The sequence below is a fragment of the Novosphingobium jiangmenense genome (genome assembly GCF_015694345.1).
GTDB classification, from domain to species: domain Bacteria; phylum Pseudomonadota; class Alphaproteobacteria; order Sphingomonadales; family Sphingomonadaceae; genus Novosphingobium; species Novosphingobium jiangmenense.
This window is the reverse complement of record NZ_JADQDC010000015.1, coordinates 1-16,797: the sequence shown is the minus strand read 5'-3', so window position 1 is coordinate 16,797 and position 16,797 is coordinate 1. Positions and strand designations below refer to the sequence as shown.

The following is a 16,797-nucleotide window of genomic DNA, read 5'->3' as shown; positions in this document are numbered from 1 at the left end:
CGGGCTCAGGCTTCCCCGAATACACGCGCGAAGATCGTGTCGATCGCCTTGAAGTGGTAGTCGAGGTTGAACTTCTCCTCGATCTGCTCTGCGCTCAGCACCGCAGCCACTTCCGGATCGGCCTTGAGCAGTTCCATCAGCGAAAGCTGGCCGTCCGATTCCCACACCTTCATCGCGTTGCGTTGCACCAGTCGGTACGAGGCATCACGTTCCAATCCGGCCTGGGTCAGCGCCAGCAGCACGCGCTGCGAGTGGACAAGGCCGCCCATCTTGTCGAGGTTCTTCTGCATCCGCTCGGGGTAGATCACCAGCTTGTCGACCACCGAAGTCAGGCGGGCGAGGGCGAAATCGAGCGTGATCGTGGCGTCCGGGCCGATGAAGCGCTCGACCGAGGAGTGCGAGATATCGCGCTCATGCCACAGCGCCACGTTCTCCAGCGCCGGAGTGACGGCCGAGCGGACCATGCGGGCAAGGCCGGTCAGGTTCTCGGTCAGCACGGGATTGCGCTTGTGCGGCATCGCCGACGAACCCTTCTGGCCCGGCGAGAAATACTCCTCGGCCTCGAGCACTTCGGTACGCTGCAGGTGGCGGATTTCGACGGCAAGGCGCTCGATCGACGAGGCGATCACGCCCAGCGTCGCAAAGAACATCGCGTGGCGATCGCGCGGGATCACCTGCGTCGAGACCGGCTCGACCTCGAGGCCCAGCTTCTCGGCGACATATTCCTCGACCGAGGGATCGATGTTGGCGAACGTGCCGACCGCGCCCGAAATCGCGCAAGTCGCCACTTCAGCCCGCGCAGCCACGAGGCGGGCACGGCAGCGCGTGAACTCGGCATAGGCCTCGGCCAGCTTCTTGCCGAAGGTGGTCGGCTCGGCATGGATGCCGTGGCTGCGGCCGATGGTCGGCGTGTACTTGTGCTCGAAGGCGCGGCGCTTGATCGCTTCGAGCAGCGCGTCGAGGTCGGCCAGCAGCAGGTCGGAGGCGCGCGCAAGCTGCACGCTCAGCGTCGTGTCGAGCACGTCCGAGCTGGTCATGCCCTGATGCATGAAGCGCGCTTCGGGGCCAACCTGCTGCGCCACCCAATCGAGGAAGGCGATCACGTCGTGCTTGGTCACGGCCTCGATCGCGTCGATCGCGGCGACGTCGATCGCGGGGTTCGTCGCCCACCAGTCCCACAGCGCCTTGGCGCCCGATGGCGGCACCACGCCCAGTTCACCGAGCTTCTCGGTGGCGTGCGCTTCGATCTCGAACCAGATGCGATAGCGGGCTTCGGGCTCCCAGATCGCGGTCATGGCGGGGCGGGCGTAACGGGGGACCATGTTCGACTCCGTGAATCTTGGCGCTGCAGGCTTTGCCGGGGCCGCTAGGGGCAAGGTGGCCGGAACGCAAGGGGCGAGGCTCTAAATCGGCCCGATCCGCTCCAGCATCCGCGCGATCACGATGTCGGCGGCAAGGCGGGTGAGGTGGGTGTTGTCGACATAGAGCGCGGTCCCTTGCCGGATGATGGCGCAATCGCGCGAACCGCACAGCACGCCTTGCGGATCGAAGAACGTCACGTCGCGTCGGCTCGCGGCATAGCGCGCCAGCAGCGGATTGATGCGGTATCCTTCAGCGCGCTTGATGGGGAAGCGCGTCGGGCAATGCGTGTTCAGATAGGCAAGGCAGCGCGGATATCCGCCTTCCATTTCCGGTCCTGCCGCTGCGGCCGTGGGCACGTTGCCAATCAGCACGATGCGCGTGTTCTTCGGCAGCGACGAGCGCAGACGGTCCAGAGCAGCCTCGAGCCGGGGCCACCCGGCGCTGGAGGTCGCGCCGAGCTGCCGGAAGTCCGGAGGCTGGAACAGCAGACGTTCCCAGCGCTGCGCGACGATCACAGTCGCGATGCCTCGCTCGCGAACCAGCTTTGTCAGTTCGGCATGGGCTCCGATGCAATCGGCCGATTTCTTGCTGGCATAGCTGTAACTGGTCACGCCCGGAAACGAGAAGCAACCCGCCTGCGTCAGCATCGCGCCTTCGCCGGAGTGCGCCGTCAGCGCATCGAAATACTGCCGCGCATGGCTGTCGCCGAACAGCACATAGCGTATGGGCGCGCCCGCAGGCAGGTGTTCCGTCGGCTCCGGCAGCGCAGCGGGAAAGGCCTGCAACGCATCGCGCTCCGTCGCGCTCGCTGGTTCCAGCCTGCGCAGATGGCCCGCCACGCCAAGGCCCAGCGCAATCGCCAGTCCGGCGATGCAGAACGCCACCAGTGACTTGCGCGAAGCCAGCATGCGCTGCTCACGCACCGGTCGTTCGATCAGGTGGAGCGAGGCAAAGCCAAGCGCCACGGACACGGCGATCACGCCGATCACCAGCCAGATCGGCGGTTGCCCGAGCCATTGATAGTGCAGCACGGCCAGCAGCGGGTTGTGCCACAGGTAGATGCCGTAGGACGCTCCGCCGATCGCCACCAGCGGGCGCAGCGAGAGCAGTCCGCCCACCGGATCCTGCTGTCCGGCATGGCGCAAAAGCAGCGCGGCTCCGGTGACCGGAAGCAGCAGTCGCCAGTCCGGCGCTGTCTCGGCATCGACCAGTCCCATGCCGCCGACGACAAGGGCCAATCCGATTGCAGCCAGCGCTCCGCTTTTCCCGCGCTCCGGCAGCGCGACGCAGGCCGCGCCGACCAGCAGTTCCCATGCCCGCGTCGGCAGCAGGTAGAACGCCAGCGCCTGATGGTGCTCACTCAAGGCCAGGCAAGCTACCAGCGAAACCGCACCAATTGTGCCGAACCACACTGCCATCCTGCCCCGTCCGAACCGCCACAGCAGGAGCACGAGCGCGGGGAACAGGATATAGAACTGCTCTTCGACCGAGAGGCTCCAGGTGTGGAGCAGCGGCTGGTAGCCCTCGTCGTCGTCGAAGTAGCCGGTTGCTCGCGCAAACAGCATGTTCGATGCGAACACGGCACTCGAACCCAGCCCTTGCGCAAACTTGCGGAAGTCCTCGGGGATCATCACCGCCCAAGCCATCGCCGCACTCGCCAGAAGCACCGGGATCAGCGCTGGCAGAATGCGGCGGGCGCGGCGCTCATAGAATCCGGCCAGAGAAAACCGGCCTTCGCCGAGGCCTGACAGGATCACCCCGGCGATCAGATAGCCGCTGATCACGAAGAACACGTCGACGCCGGCAAAACCGCCGCCAAATCCCGGCACGCCGGCGTGGAACAGCACCACCGGCAGCACGGCGAGCGCTCGCAATCCTTCGATTTCGCGTCTGTGCTGCAACTTGTGCCCGCCCGTCATACCCCGAGGCACGCTGGCCCTGCAGCAGGATGGCCAATGCGGCGCCCACAAGCAATCACCCCCGATTGCATCCTCGCCGGTCGCGCTATATCCGCAGCCATTCGGATTGCACGGAGAATGCACATGGCTCGCAAGGTTCTCGTCCTCGTCGCTCTTGGCTGCTCGCTGGCGCTCGCGGCCTGCAACACCGTTCAGGGCATCGGCCGCGATATCGAATCCGTCGGCAAGGCGGGCGAAAAGGCCATCTGAGCTTTGGGCTCAGGTGCTAGATCAGCCCTTGCGCCTTGAGCGAGGTGTAGCCTTCGCGCCCGATGACGATGTGGTCGTGGACGGTCATCCCCATCATGCGCGCGGCCTCGGTGATCTTGTGCGTCACCTGGATGTCGGCCCGGCTCGGCTTGGGGCTGCCGGACGGGTGATTGTGGACAAGGATCATCGCCGCTGCGCCCACGTCCAGCCCCTTCTTCACCACTTCGCGCGTGTAGATCGGGCTTTCGTCGAGCGTTCCGTCGCCCACCAGATGATCGAGAATCAGCATGTTCTGCGTGTTGAGATAGAGCACGCGCACCCGCTCGACATTGAGATGCGCCATGTCGATGTGCAGGTAATCCAGCAGCGCCTGCCAGTTTGACAGCACCGGTTGCTCGCGCACCACGGTCCTGGCCAGTCGCCGCGCGGCCAGCGCCACGATGCGTAGTGCCGCCGCGCTGGTCTCGCCCATGTTGGGGTGCAGCGCCAGCGCCTGCGGATCGGCATTGAGCACGCCGGCCAGACTGCCGAAACGCTGGATCAGCGAGCGGGCGATCGGCTTGGTGTCGATGCGCGGGCGCGCCACCATCAGCAGGTATTCAATCACCTCGTGATCGGCGAGCGCATCGTCGCCACCGGTCATCAGCCGCTTGCGCAGGCGGGCGCGATGGCCGCTGGCATCGCCGCCGTCGAAGGTCGCCTTGCCGCCGCTGCCGGGAATCTGTTCAGGAAAGAGTCCGGTTTGATCCGCCATTGATCCTGTCCGGGCACCACTTCGGCGCTCAGGCGTTCGCCGACTGGTACAAGCTGTTCGTACACGTGAGATGTACTTGCCGTGCATTGCCCAAGCCGGGGGAGTGCGCAAGAAGGGGGCCGATGGCAGATAGTTTCGAATTGGCGGAACCGGATACGCCGCCAGTCCCGGTGCGCTCGCGCAAGGGGTTGCGGCGCGTCGGCGTGTCCGTGCTGGTATTGGCCGTTGCCGGCCTCGGCGGCTTGTGGCTCGCACGCAATTCGATTGCCGACCGGATCATCGTCGGCCAGCTCAAATCCTATGGCCTGCCCGCCACTTACGAGATCGAGAGCATTGGCCCCGGCAGTCAGGTCCTGCGCAACGTTGTGGTGGGAGACCCGCGCCATCCGGACTTGACGATAGAGCGCGTCGAAGTCGGCATCCGCTATGGCCTTGGTGCGCCCTACCTTGGCTCGGTCAAGCTCGTGTCCCCGCGCATTTACGGTCAGTATCGCCAGGGACGGGTCAGCTTCGGCTCGCTCGACAGGGTGATCTACGCCCCGAAGACCGACAACGAGCCTTTCACTCTGCCAAAGCTCGACCTGCAGGTTGAGGACGGTCGCGGGTTAATCCTCACCGATTCGGGCAAGGTCGGCTTGTCGCTCGAAGGCAAGGGCGGCTTGCAGAATGGCTTTGCCGGAACGCTCGCGGCAGTGGCGCCCTCGCTGGTCGGTGGTGGCTGCAGCGCCACTGGCGCGCGCTTCGTTGGCAGGATTGCCGTGCGCGAAGAGCGCCCGTCGCTCACCGGGCCGCTGCGGCTGGATCGCATTGCCTGTGAAAACGGCACCGGCAGCGGCGCGCTGGTCGCAGACCTCGATGCCCGCGCCGACAAGGGCTTTGCCGGTCTTGCCGGTGCCGCCACGTTGCGGGGCAACAAGCTGGTAGCGCCGGGCGTCTCGGCCGAAACGCTGGCACTCGATACCCGGCTCGCCTTCCGCGATGGCGCCCTGACCGGTCGGGTCGATGCCAACGCCGGCGGCGTCAGCAGCGGCGGCGTGCGCTTCGGCCTCCTTGGCCTCGAAGGCTCGGTCCGCACCCGCGAGGCATTCCGCAAGGCCGAATTCCGCGGCACGATCGACGGGCAGGGCCTGCGCCAGGGCAGTGCGCTCGACAGCGCACTCGCGTCAGGGGAACGCAGCGCCAGCGGCACCCTGCTCGCCCCGATGCTCGCCCAATTGCGCGCCAGCCTGAAGCGCGAGGAACGCGGCAGCCGCCTCGGCGGCGAGATCGCGCTGCGCCGCAATGGCGAGGCGATGTCGGCGGTGATCCCGCAGGCGCGATTGACCGGCGGCAGCGGGCAGACGCTGCTGACACTGTCGCGCTTCCAGATGGCCAGCGGCACAAAGGGTGGCCCGCCGCTGCTCGCAGGCAGCTTTGCCACGGGCGGCGCAGGCATCCCGCGAATCGTCGGCCGGATGGAGCGGGGTCGGGCGGGGCAGGCCCTGTTCCGCCTGACCATGGCACCATGGCGCGCAGGCGGCGGTTCGCTCGCCATCCCTGAGATGATGATCGCGCAGATCGCCGACGGCTCGCTGGGCTTTTCCGGCACCACGCAGGTTTCCGGCGCGATTCCGGGCGGTTCCGTGCAGAACCTAGTCCTCCCTGTCAACGGAGCCTACGGCGCGCGCGGCGAACTCGCCCTGTGGCGCCACTGCGTCACCGCCCGCTTCGACAGGTTGGAACTCGGCCAGATGGCGGTGGATGGCAACGCGCTGCAATTCTGCCCGCCGGGCGGCAGCGCCATCGTCCGCAGCGGGGCGAGGGGGCTGCAGGTGGCGGCAGGGACACCCGGACTCGATCTCACCGGCAAGCTTGGCGACACCCAGCTTGCCCTGCGCACCGGGGCTGTTGGATTCGCCTGGCCGGGGGTGCTCAAGGCCTCGGCGGTGGAAGTCGCGCTGGGGCCACCTGCTACCGCCACGCATCTCACAGTTGCCAATCTTGACGCGAGAGTCGGGGGAGAGTTGGGGGGGAGTTACGGGGGAGTTGGAGCCAAGCTCGCCGCCGTTCCGCTCGATATCTCGAACGCCGCGGGTGAATGGCGCTATGTCGATGGAAAGCTTGTACTTTCGGGCACAGAGTTCGACCTGACCGACCGTCTGGACCCCGCCCGGTTCGAGAAGCTGCACTCCACTGGCGCAACGCTGACCCTCGCGGATAATCGCATTACCGCCAATGCCTTGCTGCGCGAAGCCAAGACGTCGCGCGAAGTCGCCGTGGTCAACGTCCGGCACGATCTCTCGACCGGAGTGGGCCGCGCCAACCTGTCCGTCGACAACCTCCTGTTCGACAAGGCTTTCCAGCCCGCGCAACTGACCCGGCTCGCCCTCGGCGTGGTCGCCAATGTCAACGGCAAGGTGACCGGTGACGGCGTCATCGACTGGACCGCGCGAGGGGTGACAAGCTCCGGCACGTTCGGCACCGAAAGCCTTGATCTCGCAGCAGCTTTCGGTCCGGTGAAGGGGCTGAAGGGCAAACTCGTTTTCACCGACCTGCTCGGTATGGTCACCGCCCCCCACCAGAAGCTGACTGTCGCCTCGATCAACCCCGGCATCGAGGTGACCGAGGGCGTGGTCGACATAAGTCTGCTTCCTGATCAAGTGCTTAGACTGCACGATGCGCGCTGGCCGTTCCTCGGCGGCACGCTCGTCCTCGAACCCACAGACCTGCGCCTCGGCCTCGCCGAAGCCCGCCGCTATACGTTGACGGTGATCGGCATCGATGCCGCCAAGTTCATCGAGAAGATGGAGCTGGGAAATCTTGCTGCAACAGGCACTTTCGACGGACAGTTCCCACTGGTTTTCGATGCCAACGGCGGCCGGATCGAGGAAGGGACGCTGGTCTCGCGCGCGCCGGGCGGCAACGTTTCATACATCGGCGCGCTGACCTACGAGAACATGGGCGCGATGGCCAATTTCGCGTTCGATGCGCTGAAATCTTTGGATTACAAGACGATGACCATCGCCATGCGCGGTGATCTCGAGGGCGAGATCGTCACCAACGTGCGCTTTGGCGGGGTCAAGCAAGGCGCCGGCACGAAGCGGAACTTCATCACCAAGCAGGTTGCCAACCTGCCGATCCAGTTCAACGTCAACATCCGCGCCCCGTTCTACCAGCTCATCACCTCGTTCAAGGCGATGTACGATCCCGCTTTCGTCAAGGATCCCAGGACCTTGGGCCTCGTCGATGCGCAAGGGCGACCGCTCTATCGCTCGGCAAACGGCGTCCGTCCCGGCGGCGTTCCGGTGATCGTACTGCCCGGAAGCCCCAACAACATTCAGCCTGCAGAAAGCGGAAAAATGCCATGAGGAAGGTGGAATTGACCCGATCCGCGAACCCTGCGACCAATAGGGCCATGGGGAAAAACGGATTTCAGTTGAGGCCGCGTCACCTGCTGGCGCTGCCGTTGATGGGGGCGCTGGCACTGGGCGGTTGCATTTCGGTGAAGGCACCGGACAAGCCGATCGTGATCGAGCTCAACATCAACATCAAGCAGGAGGTCGTGTACCGGCTCGCGCAGGATGCGAACGCCACGATCGAGAGCAACCCGGACATCTTCTGATGTCGGGGGCGTTTTGAGGATGAAGATTATGACCGTGTTTCCAATGCGCAGAAGCCTCGCCATGCTGGCTGCCACGGGCCTCGTGCTCGGCGCGATCGCCGTGCCCGCACTCGCGCAGAGCCGCGACCCGGCCTATGCCGCCGCCCGCGCTGCCGGTCAGGTCGGCGAGAAGTTGGACGGCTACCTTGGCTACGTCACGCCGCCCGCCCCGGCGCTGCGCGCGGTGGTCGAGGACATCAACATCAAGCGCAAGGCGGTCTATGCCGAGAAGGCGCAGGCCAACAAGGCGACTGTGGAAGAATACGCGCTCACCTCGGGCTGCCTGCTGATCGCCCAGACCAAGCCGGGCGAGAAGTACCAGGCGCCCGACGGTTCATGGCAGACGCGTGGTGCAGGCGCTCCGTTGCGTGATTCGCGCTGCCCGTAACGGAAAACTGCGCATACGAATCGCTGGCCGGTTTCAGCCACTTTCGCGCCCTTCCTCGCAGTTGCGGGGGAGGGCGTTCGCATTTGCGATGATACCTTGGGTCAGGCAGGGGATCAGACACGGTTCGTGACGGTTGACTCAAGAATACCCCCCGCCTAAGGGGGCGGCGCTCTCGGCGGTCATCCGTCGTTTGTGCTGCACTTTCGGTCGGGCGACTGATCAGGGGAACAGGCATGAATGACGAACCCGGCGAGACAAAGCCAATCGGCGAGGATGCGCGGATCGACGCGCTCGACAAGCGGCTCAAAGCCCTTCGCGAGCGGGAAGAGGAGCGCAACCGGCCAAAGGCGGGCGGGGAAACCGATGCGAATTACCGCATGGGCAACCGCGTGCTGGCGGAACTGATCGGCGGCCTCGTGGGCGGCGCGTTCATCGGCTGGGTCATTGACCAGTTTGCCGGGACGAGCCCCTGGGGCCTCTTGGTGATGCTGTTCATGGGGGTCGTCGTGGCATTCCGGAACATCATCCGAATTTCGAGCCGGCGCCCCGAATAGGGCGCTGTTGTTGTATTCGAGTGATACGGGGTTAAGCGCGTGGCCGAAGGCAAGGTCGATCCGGTTCACCAGTTCACGATCGAGACCCTTTTCGGGACCGATCACTGGTCTATTGGTGGTTACAATATCGCGTTCACCAACTCGTCGCTGTGGATGGCGATCACCACGGTCGTCCTGCTCGTGTTCGTCGCCGGTGGCGCCAAGCGCGAACTGGTTCCGGGCCGCTGGCAGATGGCGGTCGAAGGGCTGACCGGTTTCGTCGACAACCTGCTTCAGGCGAATATCGGCAAGGCCGGGCGCAAGTACCTGCCTTACGTGTTCTCGCTGTTCGGCTTTATCCTGTTCGCCAACATGCTCGGCCTGCTGCCGCTGGCCCTGGTCGGCGTGCATCCGTTCACGGCCACCAGCCACTTCACCGTCACCGGCGTGCTCGCGATCATGAGCTTTGCCATCGTGCTCGGCGTCGGCTTTGCCAAGCACGGCTTCCACTTCTTCTCCCTGTTCGTGCCGCACGGCACGCCCGTTCCGATGATCCCGATCATTTTCCCGATCGAGCTGATCTCGTTCATGGTGCGTCCGTTCAGCCTTGGCCTGCGTCTCTTCGTGGCGATGATGGCCGGGCACGTGCTGCTCGAAGTGCTCTCGGGCTTCGTCATCTCCGGCACCAATGCCGGGGTGGGGACCTTCTTCCTCGCCGCCGTTCCCAGCTTCGTGCTGATGATCGGCATCTGCGCGCTGGAACTCCTGGTGGCTGGCATTCAGGCTTACGTCTTTGCCCTGCTCACCTGCGTCTACCTGAACGACGCCGAGAACCTTCACTGATACCCGCAACATTTTCCCATACGGAATTGATAAAAGGAGTTTTTGACATGGACGCAGAAAGCGCAAAGCTGCTCGGTGCTGGTCTCGCCGCTGTTGGCGCCGGTCTCGCCTCGCTCGGCGTGGGCAACGTGTTTGCCAAGTTCCTCGAAGGCGCGCTGCGCAACCCCGGCGCCGCTGACGGCCAGCAGGGCCGCCTGTTCATCGGCTTCGCCGCCGCCGAACTTCTGGGCCTGCTCTCGTTCGTCGTCGCGATGATCCTGATCTTCGTTGCCTGAGGCAAACGAAGCTCACTGATTGTTGAAATGCTGGCCGGGGTCCGCCCCGGCCGCCTGACGCCCGGACACCCGCGATGCCTCAGATTGAACAGCTTGCCACCACCTATTCCAGCCAGGTCTTCTGGCTGCTGGTGTTCTTCGGCATCGTCTTCTTCGTGATCGGCCGGGGCATGCTGCCCAAGGTCGTCTCCACGATGGACGGCCGCGACAAGCAGATCGCCGACGACCTTGCCGCTGCCGAAGCCGCCCGGGCCGCCGCCGATGCCGAGGAAGAGGCATGGCGCGTCCAGGCGAACAAGCAACGCGCCGAAGCCCAAGCCGTGATCGCCGCTGCCAAGGCGGACGCGGCCAAGGCCACCGACGCCAAGCTCGCTACCGCCTCGGCTCGCATCGACGAGACCGTGACGGCTGCCGAAGCCCGCATTGCCGCTGCCCGCGCTGCCGCGCTGGGTGAAGTGGAAGGCGTTGCCGCCGAAGCCGCGCAGGATATCGCAAGCCGCCTTGCCGGCCTGTCGATCCCCGCTGCCGAAGCGCAGGCCGCCGTGAAGGGAGTTCTCGCAAATGGCTAACGCTGTAGAGACGACCGCTGTCGTCGAGCACGAAGCTGCTGGCGGCGAACACCACGTCGAACCTTCGGCACTCGGCCTCGGGCCCGGTGCATGGGTCGCCCTGTCGATGGCCATCTTCTTCGCGATCCTGGTCTCGAAGAAGGTCCCCGGCGCGATCGTCGGCGGTCTCGACAAGCAGATCGATGCGATCCGCAAGCAGCTCGATGAAGCCAAGGTGCTCCGCGCCGAAGCCGAGAAGCTGCGTGCCGAGTACGCGGCCAAGATCGCCAACGCCGAAAAGGACGCGGCAGCCATGGTCGAGCACGCCAAGAGCGAAGCCGCTGCCATCGTCGCCAAGGCCGAGGCGGACACCGCCGCCGTCATCGCCCGCCGCGAGAAGATGGCGTCGGACAAGATCGCCGCTGCCGAGCGCGCTGCGGTCGACGACCTGCGCGCCAAGGCTGCCGAGGCTGCTACTGCCGCCGCGCGCGACCTGATCGCGAAGAACCACTCTGCCGGTGCTGACAAGGCGCTGGTGGATGGCGCAATCGCCGGGCTTGTGAACTGATCGGCTTCTAGTCGCTTCAGGGCTTACAGAACACGAAGACCCCTTCCGGTGCGATCCGGGAGGGGTTTTTGTTTGTGCTAGAGATGGCGCTCGACATCCTGCTTTCCGTGCAGGATGCGGATGATTTCGACGCTGCCAGTCGTCATGCGGTAGTAGATGAAATGAGCGCCACTCCGTTGCTTGAAGACGGAACGGCGGGTGCTGGGCCTACCGATTTTGACACCATGGGCGATGTCTTCACAAACCTTCTGGATATCGTCGGTGTAGCTTTCGGCTTGGTCTATTCCCCAAAGATCGGCGGTATAGTCCCAGATCCTGTCAATGTCCGCGTAGGCTGCAGGTGTAAACCTGAGCGCCTTCATCGCGCCTCAAACTCACGCCGCTTTCTTGCCTTGAATTCGTCAAAATCGAACGGTTGCGGCTCTCCGGATTCTTCGCCTTCGATCAGTGCCTGCTCGAGCGCGGCCACCTTCCTCTCGTGGTCCTCGAGCAGCCTGAGGCCTGCCCGGACAACTTCGCTGGCCGAGCCGTAACGCCCGGTTTCGACCTGAGCGGAGATGAAGTCCGTGAAATGTTCGCTGAGGGTGACGGAGGTATTCCGGGGCATCTTGGTATCCACTTTTAGGGGTGTACCAAGATATAATACATTGCGTCCGAAGCTGCAACGGCACGTCAATGGCTTGGATTAAACGCGAAGAGCAAGGCGCCCAGCAGTGGTAATGCGAGCAATGCGAAGACGATGCCTGCAAGTGTGAGTGCGTCTTTGGAATCCTGTCGATCCCACCTCACGCCCGCGTGGAGCCCCTGATCACCAACCGCACCGGCACGCGACGCCCGGAACCTTCCGTCCCGTTGATCTTCGCCAGCAACTGTTCGACCAGCAGGGTGCCGGCCATCTGGAAGTCCGGTTCGATCGAGGTGAGGGGCGGGGTGGACCAGGCTCCGGCGCGGATGCCGTCGAAGCCGATGATGCCGACCTTGTCGGGGATCGAGTAACCGCGCGCGGTCAGTTCCTTGAGTGCGCCCAAGGCCATGTCGTCGCAGACGGCGAAGATGGCGTCGAATGGCGTGCCGCTCTCGGCCAGGGCAATAGCGGCGCGGCGCCCCTGTTCTTCGCGCGCGAGGCCGCTTTCGACTTGTTGCAGGACCGGTTCCAGCCCGGCTGAGCGCATGGCCTCGGCGTAACCCTCGTAGCGCTCCTGAAACTGGCGCTGGGGCGAGGTGGCCGAGCCGATGCACACGATCTGGCGGTAGCCGCGCACCAGCAGGTGCCGGGTGGCCAGCGTTGCGCCCGAAAGGTTGTCGCTGCGCACCCATGGCATGTCGTTGTCGGGCGAGCCCCAGCAGGTCCAGTGCGTGCCTTCCGGCATGTCGCGGAAATAGTCCCAGGCCTTGGTGTTGGTGGTCGTGCCTATGACGATCATGCCGTCGGCCTTGCGGCGCTCCTGGAAGTGGCCCCAGAAGTTTTCCGGTGCATCCTGGAACGAGACGAGGGTTTCGTAGCCCTTGGCCGAGGCGGCGGCGCAGGTGGAGCCGAGCAGCGAGAAGTAGAACGGGTTGATGTCCTTGCGGTCCTGCGCCTCGCGACAGATCATCACGACGGCCAGTGTTCCGGTGCGGCCCCGGCGCAGGCGGGCGGCGTTCTCGTCGACCTGGTAGTTCAGGCGGCGGGCGGCTTCCATCACGCGCTGGCGGGTGGGTTCACTGATCGAGGTGTCACCGGCGAGCGCACGGCTGACGGTCGACTGGCTGACGCCTGCCGCCTCGGCCACGTCGAACGACGTTACGCGGATGATCTTTCTCTCGCCGGCCATGTTACCCCCAAGTCAACTGTCGCTTTAGCAGGATCGGCGTCAGCGGAAAGTGTCCTTGGCCCTGCGCAGGGCGGCAAATGTCTCTTCCGGCGTGGTTCCGCCCCAGCGCGCGGCCATGTCGGCATCGTCGGCACGCAGGAAGGGATTTGCGGCGAGCTCGGAGGCGAGGGTGGTGGGCACGGTCCATTCGCCGCGCTGGCGCTTCTCGTCGACGTTCTGCGAATAGGCGCCGAGCGCCGCGTTGTCCGGATCGGCGAAGAGGGCGAAGCGGGCGTTGGACTGGGTGTACTCGTGCGCGCTGTAGAGCGTCGTTTCCGCGGGCAGCGCCTTGAGGCGCAGGAGGCTGGCCCAGAATTGCGGCGGGGTGCCTTCGAACATGCGGCCGCAGCCCAGCGGAAACAGTGCGTCGCCGACGAAGGCTACTGACGCGGCGGGCAGGTGATAGGCGCAGTGGCCCATGGTGTGGCCGCCGACGTCGATGACCGAGGCCGCAAAGCTGCCGAGCTGGACGGTATCGCCCTGGCCTACGGTGCGGTCGACCGCGGCGATCTTGCCGGCGTCGTCCTCGGGCGCGATCACGGTGCAGCCGGTTGCTGCCTTGATCGCCTCGTTCCCGCCCGCGTGGTCGGGGTGCCAGTGGGTGTTCCAGATCTGGGTGATGCGCCAGCCCTTGGCTTCCGCTTCGCGCAGGTAGGCATCGGCATCGGGCGTGTCGATGCAGGCGGTTTCGCCGCTGGAGGGATCGTGGACGAGGAAGCCGTAGTTGTCGGACAGGCAGGGGAACTGGTGGATCTGTAGCGTCATGGCTGCAGCTTAGCGCCGCCTTCCGGACAAAGCAAAAGCCCGCCCGGATTTCTCCGGACGGGCCCAGCTTGTTCAGAGCTTTGTTCAGTGCCTTGAAGGCGGTGAAGCTTACTGCTTCGCCTTCAGAGCGGCGCCGAGGATGTCGCCCAGCGAAGCGCCGGCATCCGACGAGCCGTACTGTTCCACGGCTTCCTTCTCTTCGGCCAGCTGACGGGCCTTGACCGAGAAGTTCGGCTTCTTCGAACGATCGAAGCCGGTGACCATGGCGTCGAGCTTTTGGCCGACCTGGAAGCGGTCCGGACGCTGTTCGTCGCGGTCGCGGCCGAGATCCGAGCGCTTGATGAAGCCGGTTGCGCCGTCTTCGCCAGCCTGCACTTCGAGGCCGCCATCGCGGACTTCGAGAACGGTGACGGTGACGACTTCGCCGCGACGCAGCGAACCAGCAGCAGCAGCCGAGGTGCCACCAGCAGCCGGAGCGCCCTTTTCAAGCTGCTTCATGCCGAGGCTGATGCGTTCCTTCTCGACATCGACGTCGAGAACCACGGCCGAGACCTGCTCGCCCTTGCGGTGCAGAGCCAGCGCGTCTTCGCCCGAGATGCCCCAAGCGATGTCCGACATGTGGACCATGCCGTCGACGTCGCCATCGAGGCCGATGAACAGGCCGAATTCGGTCGCGTTCTTGACTTCGCCTTCCACGGTCGAACCGACCGGGTGCTTCTCGGCAAAGGCTTCCCACGGGTTCTGCTGGGCCTGCTTGAGGCCGAGGCTGATGCGGCGCTTGTCGCTGTCGACTTCCAGAACCAGCACGTCGACTTCCTGCGAGGTCGAGACGATCTTGCCGGGGTGGACGTTCTTCTTGGTCCAGGACATTTCCGAAACGTGGACGAGGCCTTCGATGCCGGCTTCGAGTTCCACGAACGCACCGTATTCGGTGATGTTGGTGACGGTGCCCGAGAGCTTCGCACCGACCGGGTACTTGGCGGCAACGCCATCCCACGGATCGCTTTCAAGCTGCTTCATGCCGAGGCTGATGCGCTGCGTATCCTGGTTGATGCGGATGATCTGCACCTTGACGGTATCGCCGATGGCGATGACTTCCGACGGGTGGTTGACGCGCTTGTAGCTCATGTCGGTGACATGGAGCAGGCCGTCGATGCCGCCGAGGTCCACGAACGCACCGTAGTCGGTGATGTTCTTGACGACGCCGTCGATGATCTGGCCTTCCTTGAGGTTCTGGATCAGGCCCGAGCGCTGTTCGGCGCGGGTTTCTTCCAGCACCGCACGGCGCGAGACGACGATGTTGCCGCGGCGGCGGTCCATCTTGAGGATCTGGAACGGCTGCGGCATGTCCATCAGCGGGGTCACGTCGCGGACCGGGCGGATGTCTACCTGCGAGCCGGGGAGGAAGGCAACGGCGCCGTCGAGGTCGACAGTGAAGCCGCCCTTCACGCGGCCGAAGATCACGCCTTCAACGCGCTTGCCTTCGCCGAATTCGTTTTCGAGCTTGTCCCAGGCGGCTTCGCGGCGGGCGCGGTCGCGGCTGAGCATTGCTTCGCCGTCAGCGTTCTCGACGCGGTCGACGTAAACTTCGACTTCGTCGCCGACCTTGAGGCCGTGCGCCTGGCCGGGGGCGGCGAATTCGCGCAGGGCAACGCGGCCCTCGCTCTTCAGGCCCACGTCGATGACGGCCTTGTCGTTTTCGATGGCGGTGATGGTGCCCTTGACGACGCGGCCTTCGAAGCCACCGTTGGCGGCTCCGCCAAGCGATTCGTCAAGCAGCGCGGCGAAATCGTCGCGCGACGGGTTGGTAGCCATTATCCAAGCTTCCTGTTTCTAGGTATTCCGGCCAGGCGGTTGTTTCCGCCGGTCTTTCCTCCACGTACCGCCCCATGCGGGCCGTGGGCCAAAAAGGGCCGAACCGCCCCCGGAGCCGAATGCTGCCGAAGGCATCCGATCGGGCCAAGGCCGTCACGGACCGGCGGCGCATAGGCGCATGGGGCGGGAAAAGCAAGGAAAATGGGGGTGGTGGGTGCAGGATTAAGCAAAAGAACATGGAGCCAAAGCGTCACTCGCTTTATGGTAGAGGATCAACATCAGCTTTCCTGACTGCAAGTATCTCGGTCAATTTTTGCTTTCCCAACTCGGTGAGCGTCATAAACTCGTGAAGCCCACCATTGTTGACCGTTTGCGAAACAAATACGTTTATCAATCCCAATGCTGAAAGTTGGGTCTTAACTATAGCTGCATCATGATCAATAAGCGTATAAGTAATTTCTGATTTGTCTCGGTTTTTTTCTATATTTGTCAATGAAAGATCCTATTAGCCCGGTTGATTTTGAGGCTCCTATATTTACCGCAACCGCCACAAAGATCATACTCCAAGAAAATGAAAAAGACTTATCTTCACGAATTTGCTGGCCGCCTCTGTAAGGCTTACGGTAAAAGTTTAATCTTACCACGTCATTGAAGCCTGCTAAGTTCGTTAGCGATGGCTTGTTTGCATTCAGGGCTCGATTTAGCTTATCTTTCAAGCTCTCGTTATCATTCCTCAGATCATTAATCTGCTGAAGCAATGTTTCGCTGGCTGCCGTATCCCCTCTAACCCATCCAACGGCAGGGTAATCTGCGGTCGCTCGGACAATTGCCTTCACGACTAAAGATTCTAATTGCTCGCGGGTACTCCATTCACGGACTAACCGACCAGTCATCACCTTTGTCCGAAAATCAGTGAGGTTGCGCTGCATCCGATCTCCAGTGTCACTCTTTGAGATGGGAAGAGACGTCAAATCTCCATGCGGAAATGCGAGAACTACTTTTCCAGTATCAACTGCATAATCGTATTCTCTCTCTGTAAAGCTGACGCCTTCTTCGTCTAAAGAGCCATAACGACCACCCATTATCAAGATATAATAGTCACATTCATCAATTACTTTTTTAATGTATTCGAGTTGCTCTGTATCAGCTGCTGGAAAAAGGTAACTGCTCAGGTGGTTGGCACTGATGCCGATCAAGCGACGGCGAAGCGTCCATCGACGAGATCGCGGATTGCGCTGAGTGCGGACTGGCCAGAGAGGCGTGCAGTGCCTGTGACGGAACGGTA

18 protein-coding genes are annotated in these 16,797 nt (G+C 63.7%); 9 read left to right on the top strand and 9 right to left on the bottom strand.

Features of this window, described 5'->3' with window-relative positions:
• Positions 1-5 precede the first annotated feature (5 nt).
• Both purB and I2488_RS17110 read right to left on the bottom strand, forming a co-directional pair.
• The gene (gene purB, locus I2488_RS17115; protein ID WP_196277018.1) at positions 6-1,322 is read right to left on the bottom strand and encodes an adenylosuccinate lyase; all 1,317 of its coding nucleotides are present in this window, start codon (positions 1,320-1,322) and stop codon (positions 6-8) included.
• A gap of 81 nt (positions 1,323-1,403) precedes the next feature.
• Positions 1,404-3,263, bottom strand: coding sequence for an acyltransferase family protein (locus tag I2488_RS17110; protein ID WP_196277017.1), 1,860 nt, complete (start codon positions 3,261-3,263; stop codon positions 1,404-1,406).
• A gap of 141 nt (positions 3,264-3,404) precedes the next feature.
• Between I2488_RS17110 and I2488_RS17105 the strand changes: the two genes are divergently transcribed.
• Positions 3,405-3,530, top strand: coding sequence for an entericidin A/B family lipoprotein (locus I2488_RS17105; RefSeq protein WP_082013356.1), 126 nt, complete (start codon positions 3,405-3,407; stop codon positions 3,528-3,530).
• Positions 3,531-3,546: 16 nt separating this feature from the next.
• Here I2488_RS17105 and radC read toward each other — a convergent pair whose 3' ends face one another.
• Entirely contained in the window at positions 3,547-4,284 is a 738-nt protein-coding gene (gene radC / locus I2488_RS17100; protein WP_196277016.1) for a RadC family protein, read from the bottom strand.
• Positions 4,285-4,406: 122 nt separating this feature from the next.
• Here radC and I2488_RS17095 point away from each other — a divergent pair, with 122 nt between their 5' ends.
• The 8 genes from I2488_RS17095 to I2488_RS17060 all read left to right on the top strand — a co-directional run bounded on the left by I2488_RS17095 (position 4,407) and on the right by I2488_RS17060 (position 11,079).
• Positions 4,407-7,631: an intermembrane phospholipid transport YdbH family protein gene (locus I2488_RS17095; protein WP_196277015.1), complete on the top strand. Its 3,225-nt coding sequence runs from the start codon at positions 4,407-4,409 to the stop codon at positions 7,629-7,631.
• Complete coding sequence (locus I2488_RS17090) at positions 7,628-7,885, top strand: YnbE family lipoprotein (protein ID WP_343071105.1); 258 nt, start codon at positions 7,628-7,630, stop codon at positions 7,883-7,885. The genes I2488_RS17095 and I2488_RS17090 overlap by 4 nt, the downstream gene beginning before the upstream one ends.
• Positions 7,886-7,913: 28 nt before the next feature.
• Positions 7,914-8,312, top strand: coding sequence for a YdbL family probable chaperone protein (locus I2488_RS17085; RefSeq protein WP_246465741.1), 399 nt, complete (start codon positions 7,914-7,916; stop codon positions 8,310-8,312).
• 233 nt (positions 8,313-8,545) lie between these two features.
• Positions 8,546-8,866 (top strand): AtpZ/AtpI family protein, encoded by a 321-nt coding sequence (locus I2488_RS17080; protein WP_196277014.1) that lies wholly within the window; start codon positions 8,546-8,548, stop codon positions 8,864-8,866.
• A 39-nt stretch (positions 8,867-8,905) separates the two neighbouring features.
• Positions 8,906-9,688, top strand: a complete 783-nt coding sequence (locus I2488_RS17075; protein WP_196277013.1) for a F0F1 ATP synthase subunit A — start codon at positions 8,906-8,908, stop codon at positions 9,686-9,688.
• A gap of 47 nt (positions 9,689-9,735) precedes the next feature.
• The gene (locus tag I2488_RS17070) at positions 9,736-9,963 is read left to right on the top strand and encodes a F0F1 ATP synthase subunit C (protein WP_011444975.1); all 228 of its coding nucleotides are present in this window, start codon (positions 9,736-9,738) and stop codon (positions 9,961-9,963) included.
• A 74-nt stretch (positions 9,964-10,037) separates the two neighbouring features.
• Positions 10,038-10,532 (top strand): F0F1 ATP synthase subunit B family protein, encoded by a 495-nt coding sequence (locus I2488_RS17065; RefSeq protein ID WP_168903616.1) that lies wholly within the window; start codon positions 10,038-10,040, stop codon positions 10,530-10,532.
• Complete coding sequence (locus I2488_RS17060; protein WP_196277012.1) at positions 10,525-11,079, top strand: F0F1 ATP synthase subunit B family protein; 555 nt, start codon at positions 10,525-10,527, stop codon at positions 11,077-11,079. The genes I2488_RS17065 and I2488_RS17060 overlap by 8 nt, the downstream gene beginning before the upstream one ends.
• Before the next feature lie 77 nt (positions 11,080-11,156).
• On the opposite strand, the gene I2488_RS17055 is transcribed toward I2488_RS17060, so the two are convergent.
• From I2488_RS17055 to I2488_RS17030, 6 genes are all read right to left on the bottom strand, one after another.
• On the bottom strand, positions 11,157-11,441 hold the full coding sequence (locus tag I2488_RS17055) for a type II toxin-antitoxin system RelE/ParE family toxin (protein WP_196277011.1): 285 nt from the start codon (positions 11,439-11,441) through the stop codon (positions 11,157-11,159).
• Positions 11,438-11,698, bottom strand: a complete 261-nt coding sequence (locus I2488_RS17050) for a type II toxin-antitoxin system ParD family antitoxin (protein WP_343071104.1) — start codon at positions 11,696-11,698, stop codon at positions 11,438-11,440. Before I2488_RS17050 ends, I2488_RS17055 begins: the two co-directional genes overlap by 4 nt.
• Positions 11,699-11,864: 166 nt before the next feature.
• Positions 11,865-12,893 (bottom strand): LacI family DNA-binding transcriptional regulator, encoded by a 1,029-nt coding sequence (locus tag I2488_RS17045; RefSeq protein WP_196277010.1) that lies wholly within the window; start codon positions 12,891-12,893, stop codon positions 11,865-11,867.
• Between the two features lie 39 nt (positions 12,894-12,932).
• The gene (gene gloB, locus I2488_RS17040; protein ID WP_196277009.1) at positions 12,933-13,697 is read right to left on the bottom strand and encodes a hydroxyacylglutathione hydrolase; all 765 of its coding nucleotides are present in this window, start codon (positions 13,695-13,697) and stop codon (positions 12,933-12,935) included.
• A 108-nt stretch (positions 13,698-13,805) separates the two neighbouring features.
• Complete coding sequence (gene rpsA, locus I2488_RS17035; RefSeq protein ID WP_196277008.1) at positions 13,806-15,512, bottom strand: 30S ribosomal protein S1; 1,707 nt, start codon at positions 15,510-15,512, stop codon at positions 13,806-13,808.
• A 437-nt stretch (positions 15,513-15,949) separates the two neighbouring features.
• Positions 15,950-16,708 carry a DUF4062 domain-containing protein gene (locus I2488_RS17030; protein ID WP_196277007.1) on the bottom strand — a complete coding sequence of 253 codons (759 nt, stop codon included), beginning with the start codon at positions 16,706-16,708 and terminating at the stop codon, positions 15,950-15,952.
• Positions 16,709-16,797: the final 89 nt, after the last annotated feature.

What these genes read in the sequence shown, in the direction of transcription:
- I2488_RS17095 (WP_196277015.1), top strand. Translation starts at nt 4,407, where the DNA reads ATGGCAGATAGTTTCGAATTGGCGGAACCGGATACGCCGCCAGTCCCG.
- gloB (WP_196277009.1), bottom strand. Translation starts at nt 13,697, where the DNA reads ATGACGCTACAGATCCACCAGTTCCCCTGCCTGTCCGACAACTACGGC.
- I2488_RS17045 (WP_196277010.1), bottom strand. Translation starts at nt 12,893, where the DNA reads ATGGCCGGCGAGAGAAAGATCATCCGCGTAACGTCGTTCGACGTGGCC.
- I2488_RS17055 (WP_196277011.1), bottom strand. Translation starts at nt 11,441, where the DNA reads ATGAAGGCGCTCAGGTTTACACCTGCAGCCTACGCGGACATTGACAGG.
- I2488_RS17065 (WP_168903616.1), top strand. Translation starts at nt 10,038, where the DNA reads ATGCCTCAGATTGAACAGCTTGCCACCACCTATTCCAGCCAGGTCTTC.
- rpsA (WP_196277008.1), bottom strand. Translation starts at nt 15,512, where the DNA reads ATGGCTACCAACCCGTCGCGCGACGATTTCGCCGCGCTGCTTGACGAA.
- radC (WP_196277016.1), bottom strand. Translation starts at nt 4,284, where the DNA reads ATGGCGGATCAAACCGGACTCTTTCCTGAACAGATTCCCGGCAGCGGC.
- I2488_RS17060 (WP_196277012.1), top strand. Translation starts at nt 10,525, where the DNA reads ATGGCTAACGCTGTAGAGACGACCGCTGTCGTCGAGCACGAAGCTGCT.
- I2488_RS17085 (WP_246465741.1), top strand. Translation starts at nt 7,914, where the DNA reads ATGACCGTGTTTCCAATGCGCAGAAGCCTCGCCATGCTGGCTGCCACG.
- I2488_RS17090 (WP_343071105.1), top strand. Translation starts at nt 7,628, where the DNA reads ATGAGGAAGGTGGAATTGACCCGATCCGCGAACCCTGCGACCAATAGG.
- I2488_RS17105 (WP_082013356.1), top strand. Translation starts at nt 3,405, where the DNA reads ATGGCTCGCAAGGTTCTCGTCCTCGTCGCTCTTGGCTGCTCGCTGGCG.
- I2488_RS17070 (WP_011444975.1), top strand. Translation starts at nt 9,736, where the DNA reads ATGGACGCAGAAAGCGCAAAGCTGCTCGGTGCTGGTCTCGCCGCTGTT.
- purB (WP_196277018.1), bottom strand. Translation starts at nt 1,322, where the DNA reads ATGGTCCCCCGTTACGCCCGCCCCGCCATGACCGCGATCTGGGAGCCC.
- I2488_RS17080 (WP_196277014.1), top strand. Translation starts at nt 8,546, where the DNA reads ATGAATGACGAACCCGGCGAGACAAAGCCAATCGGCGAGGATGCGCGG.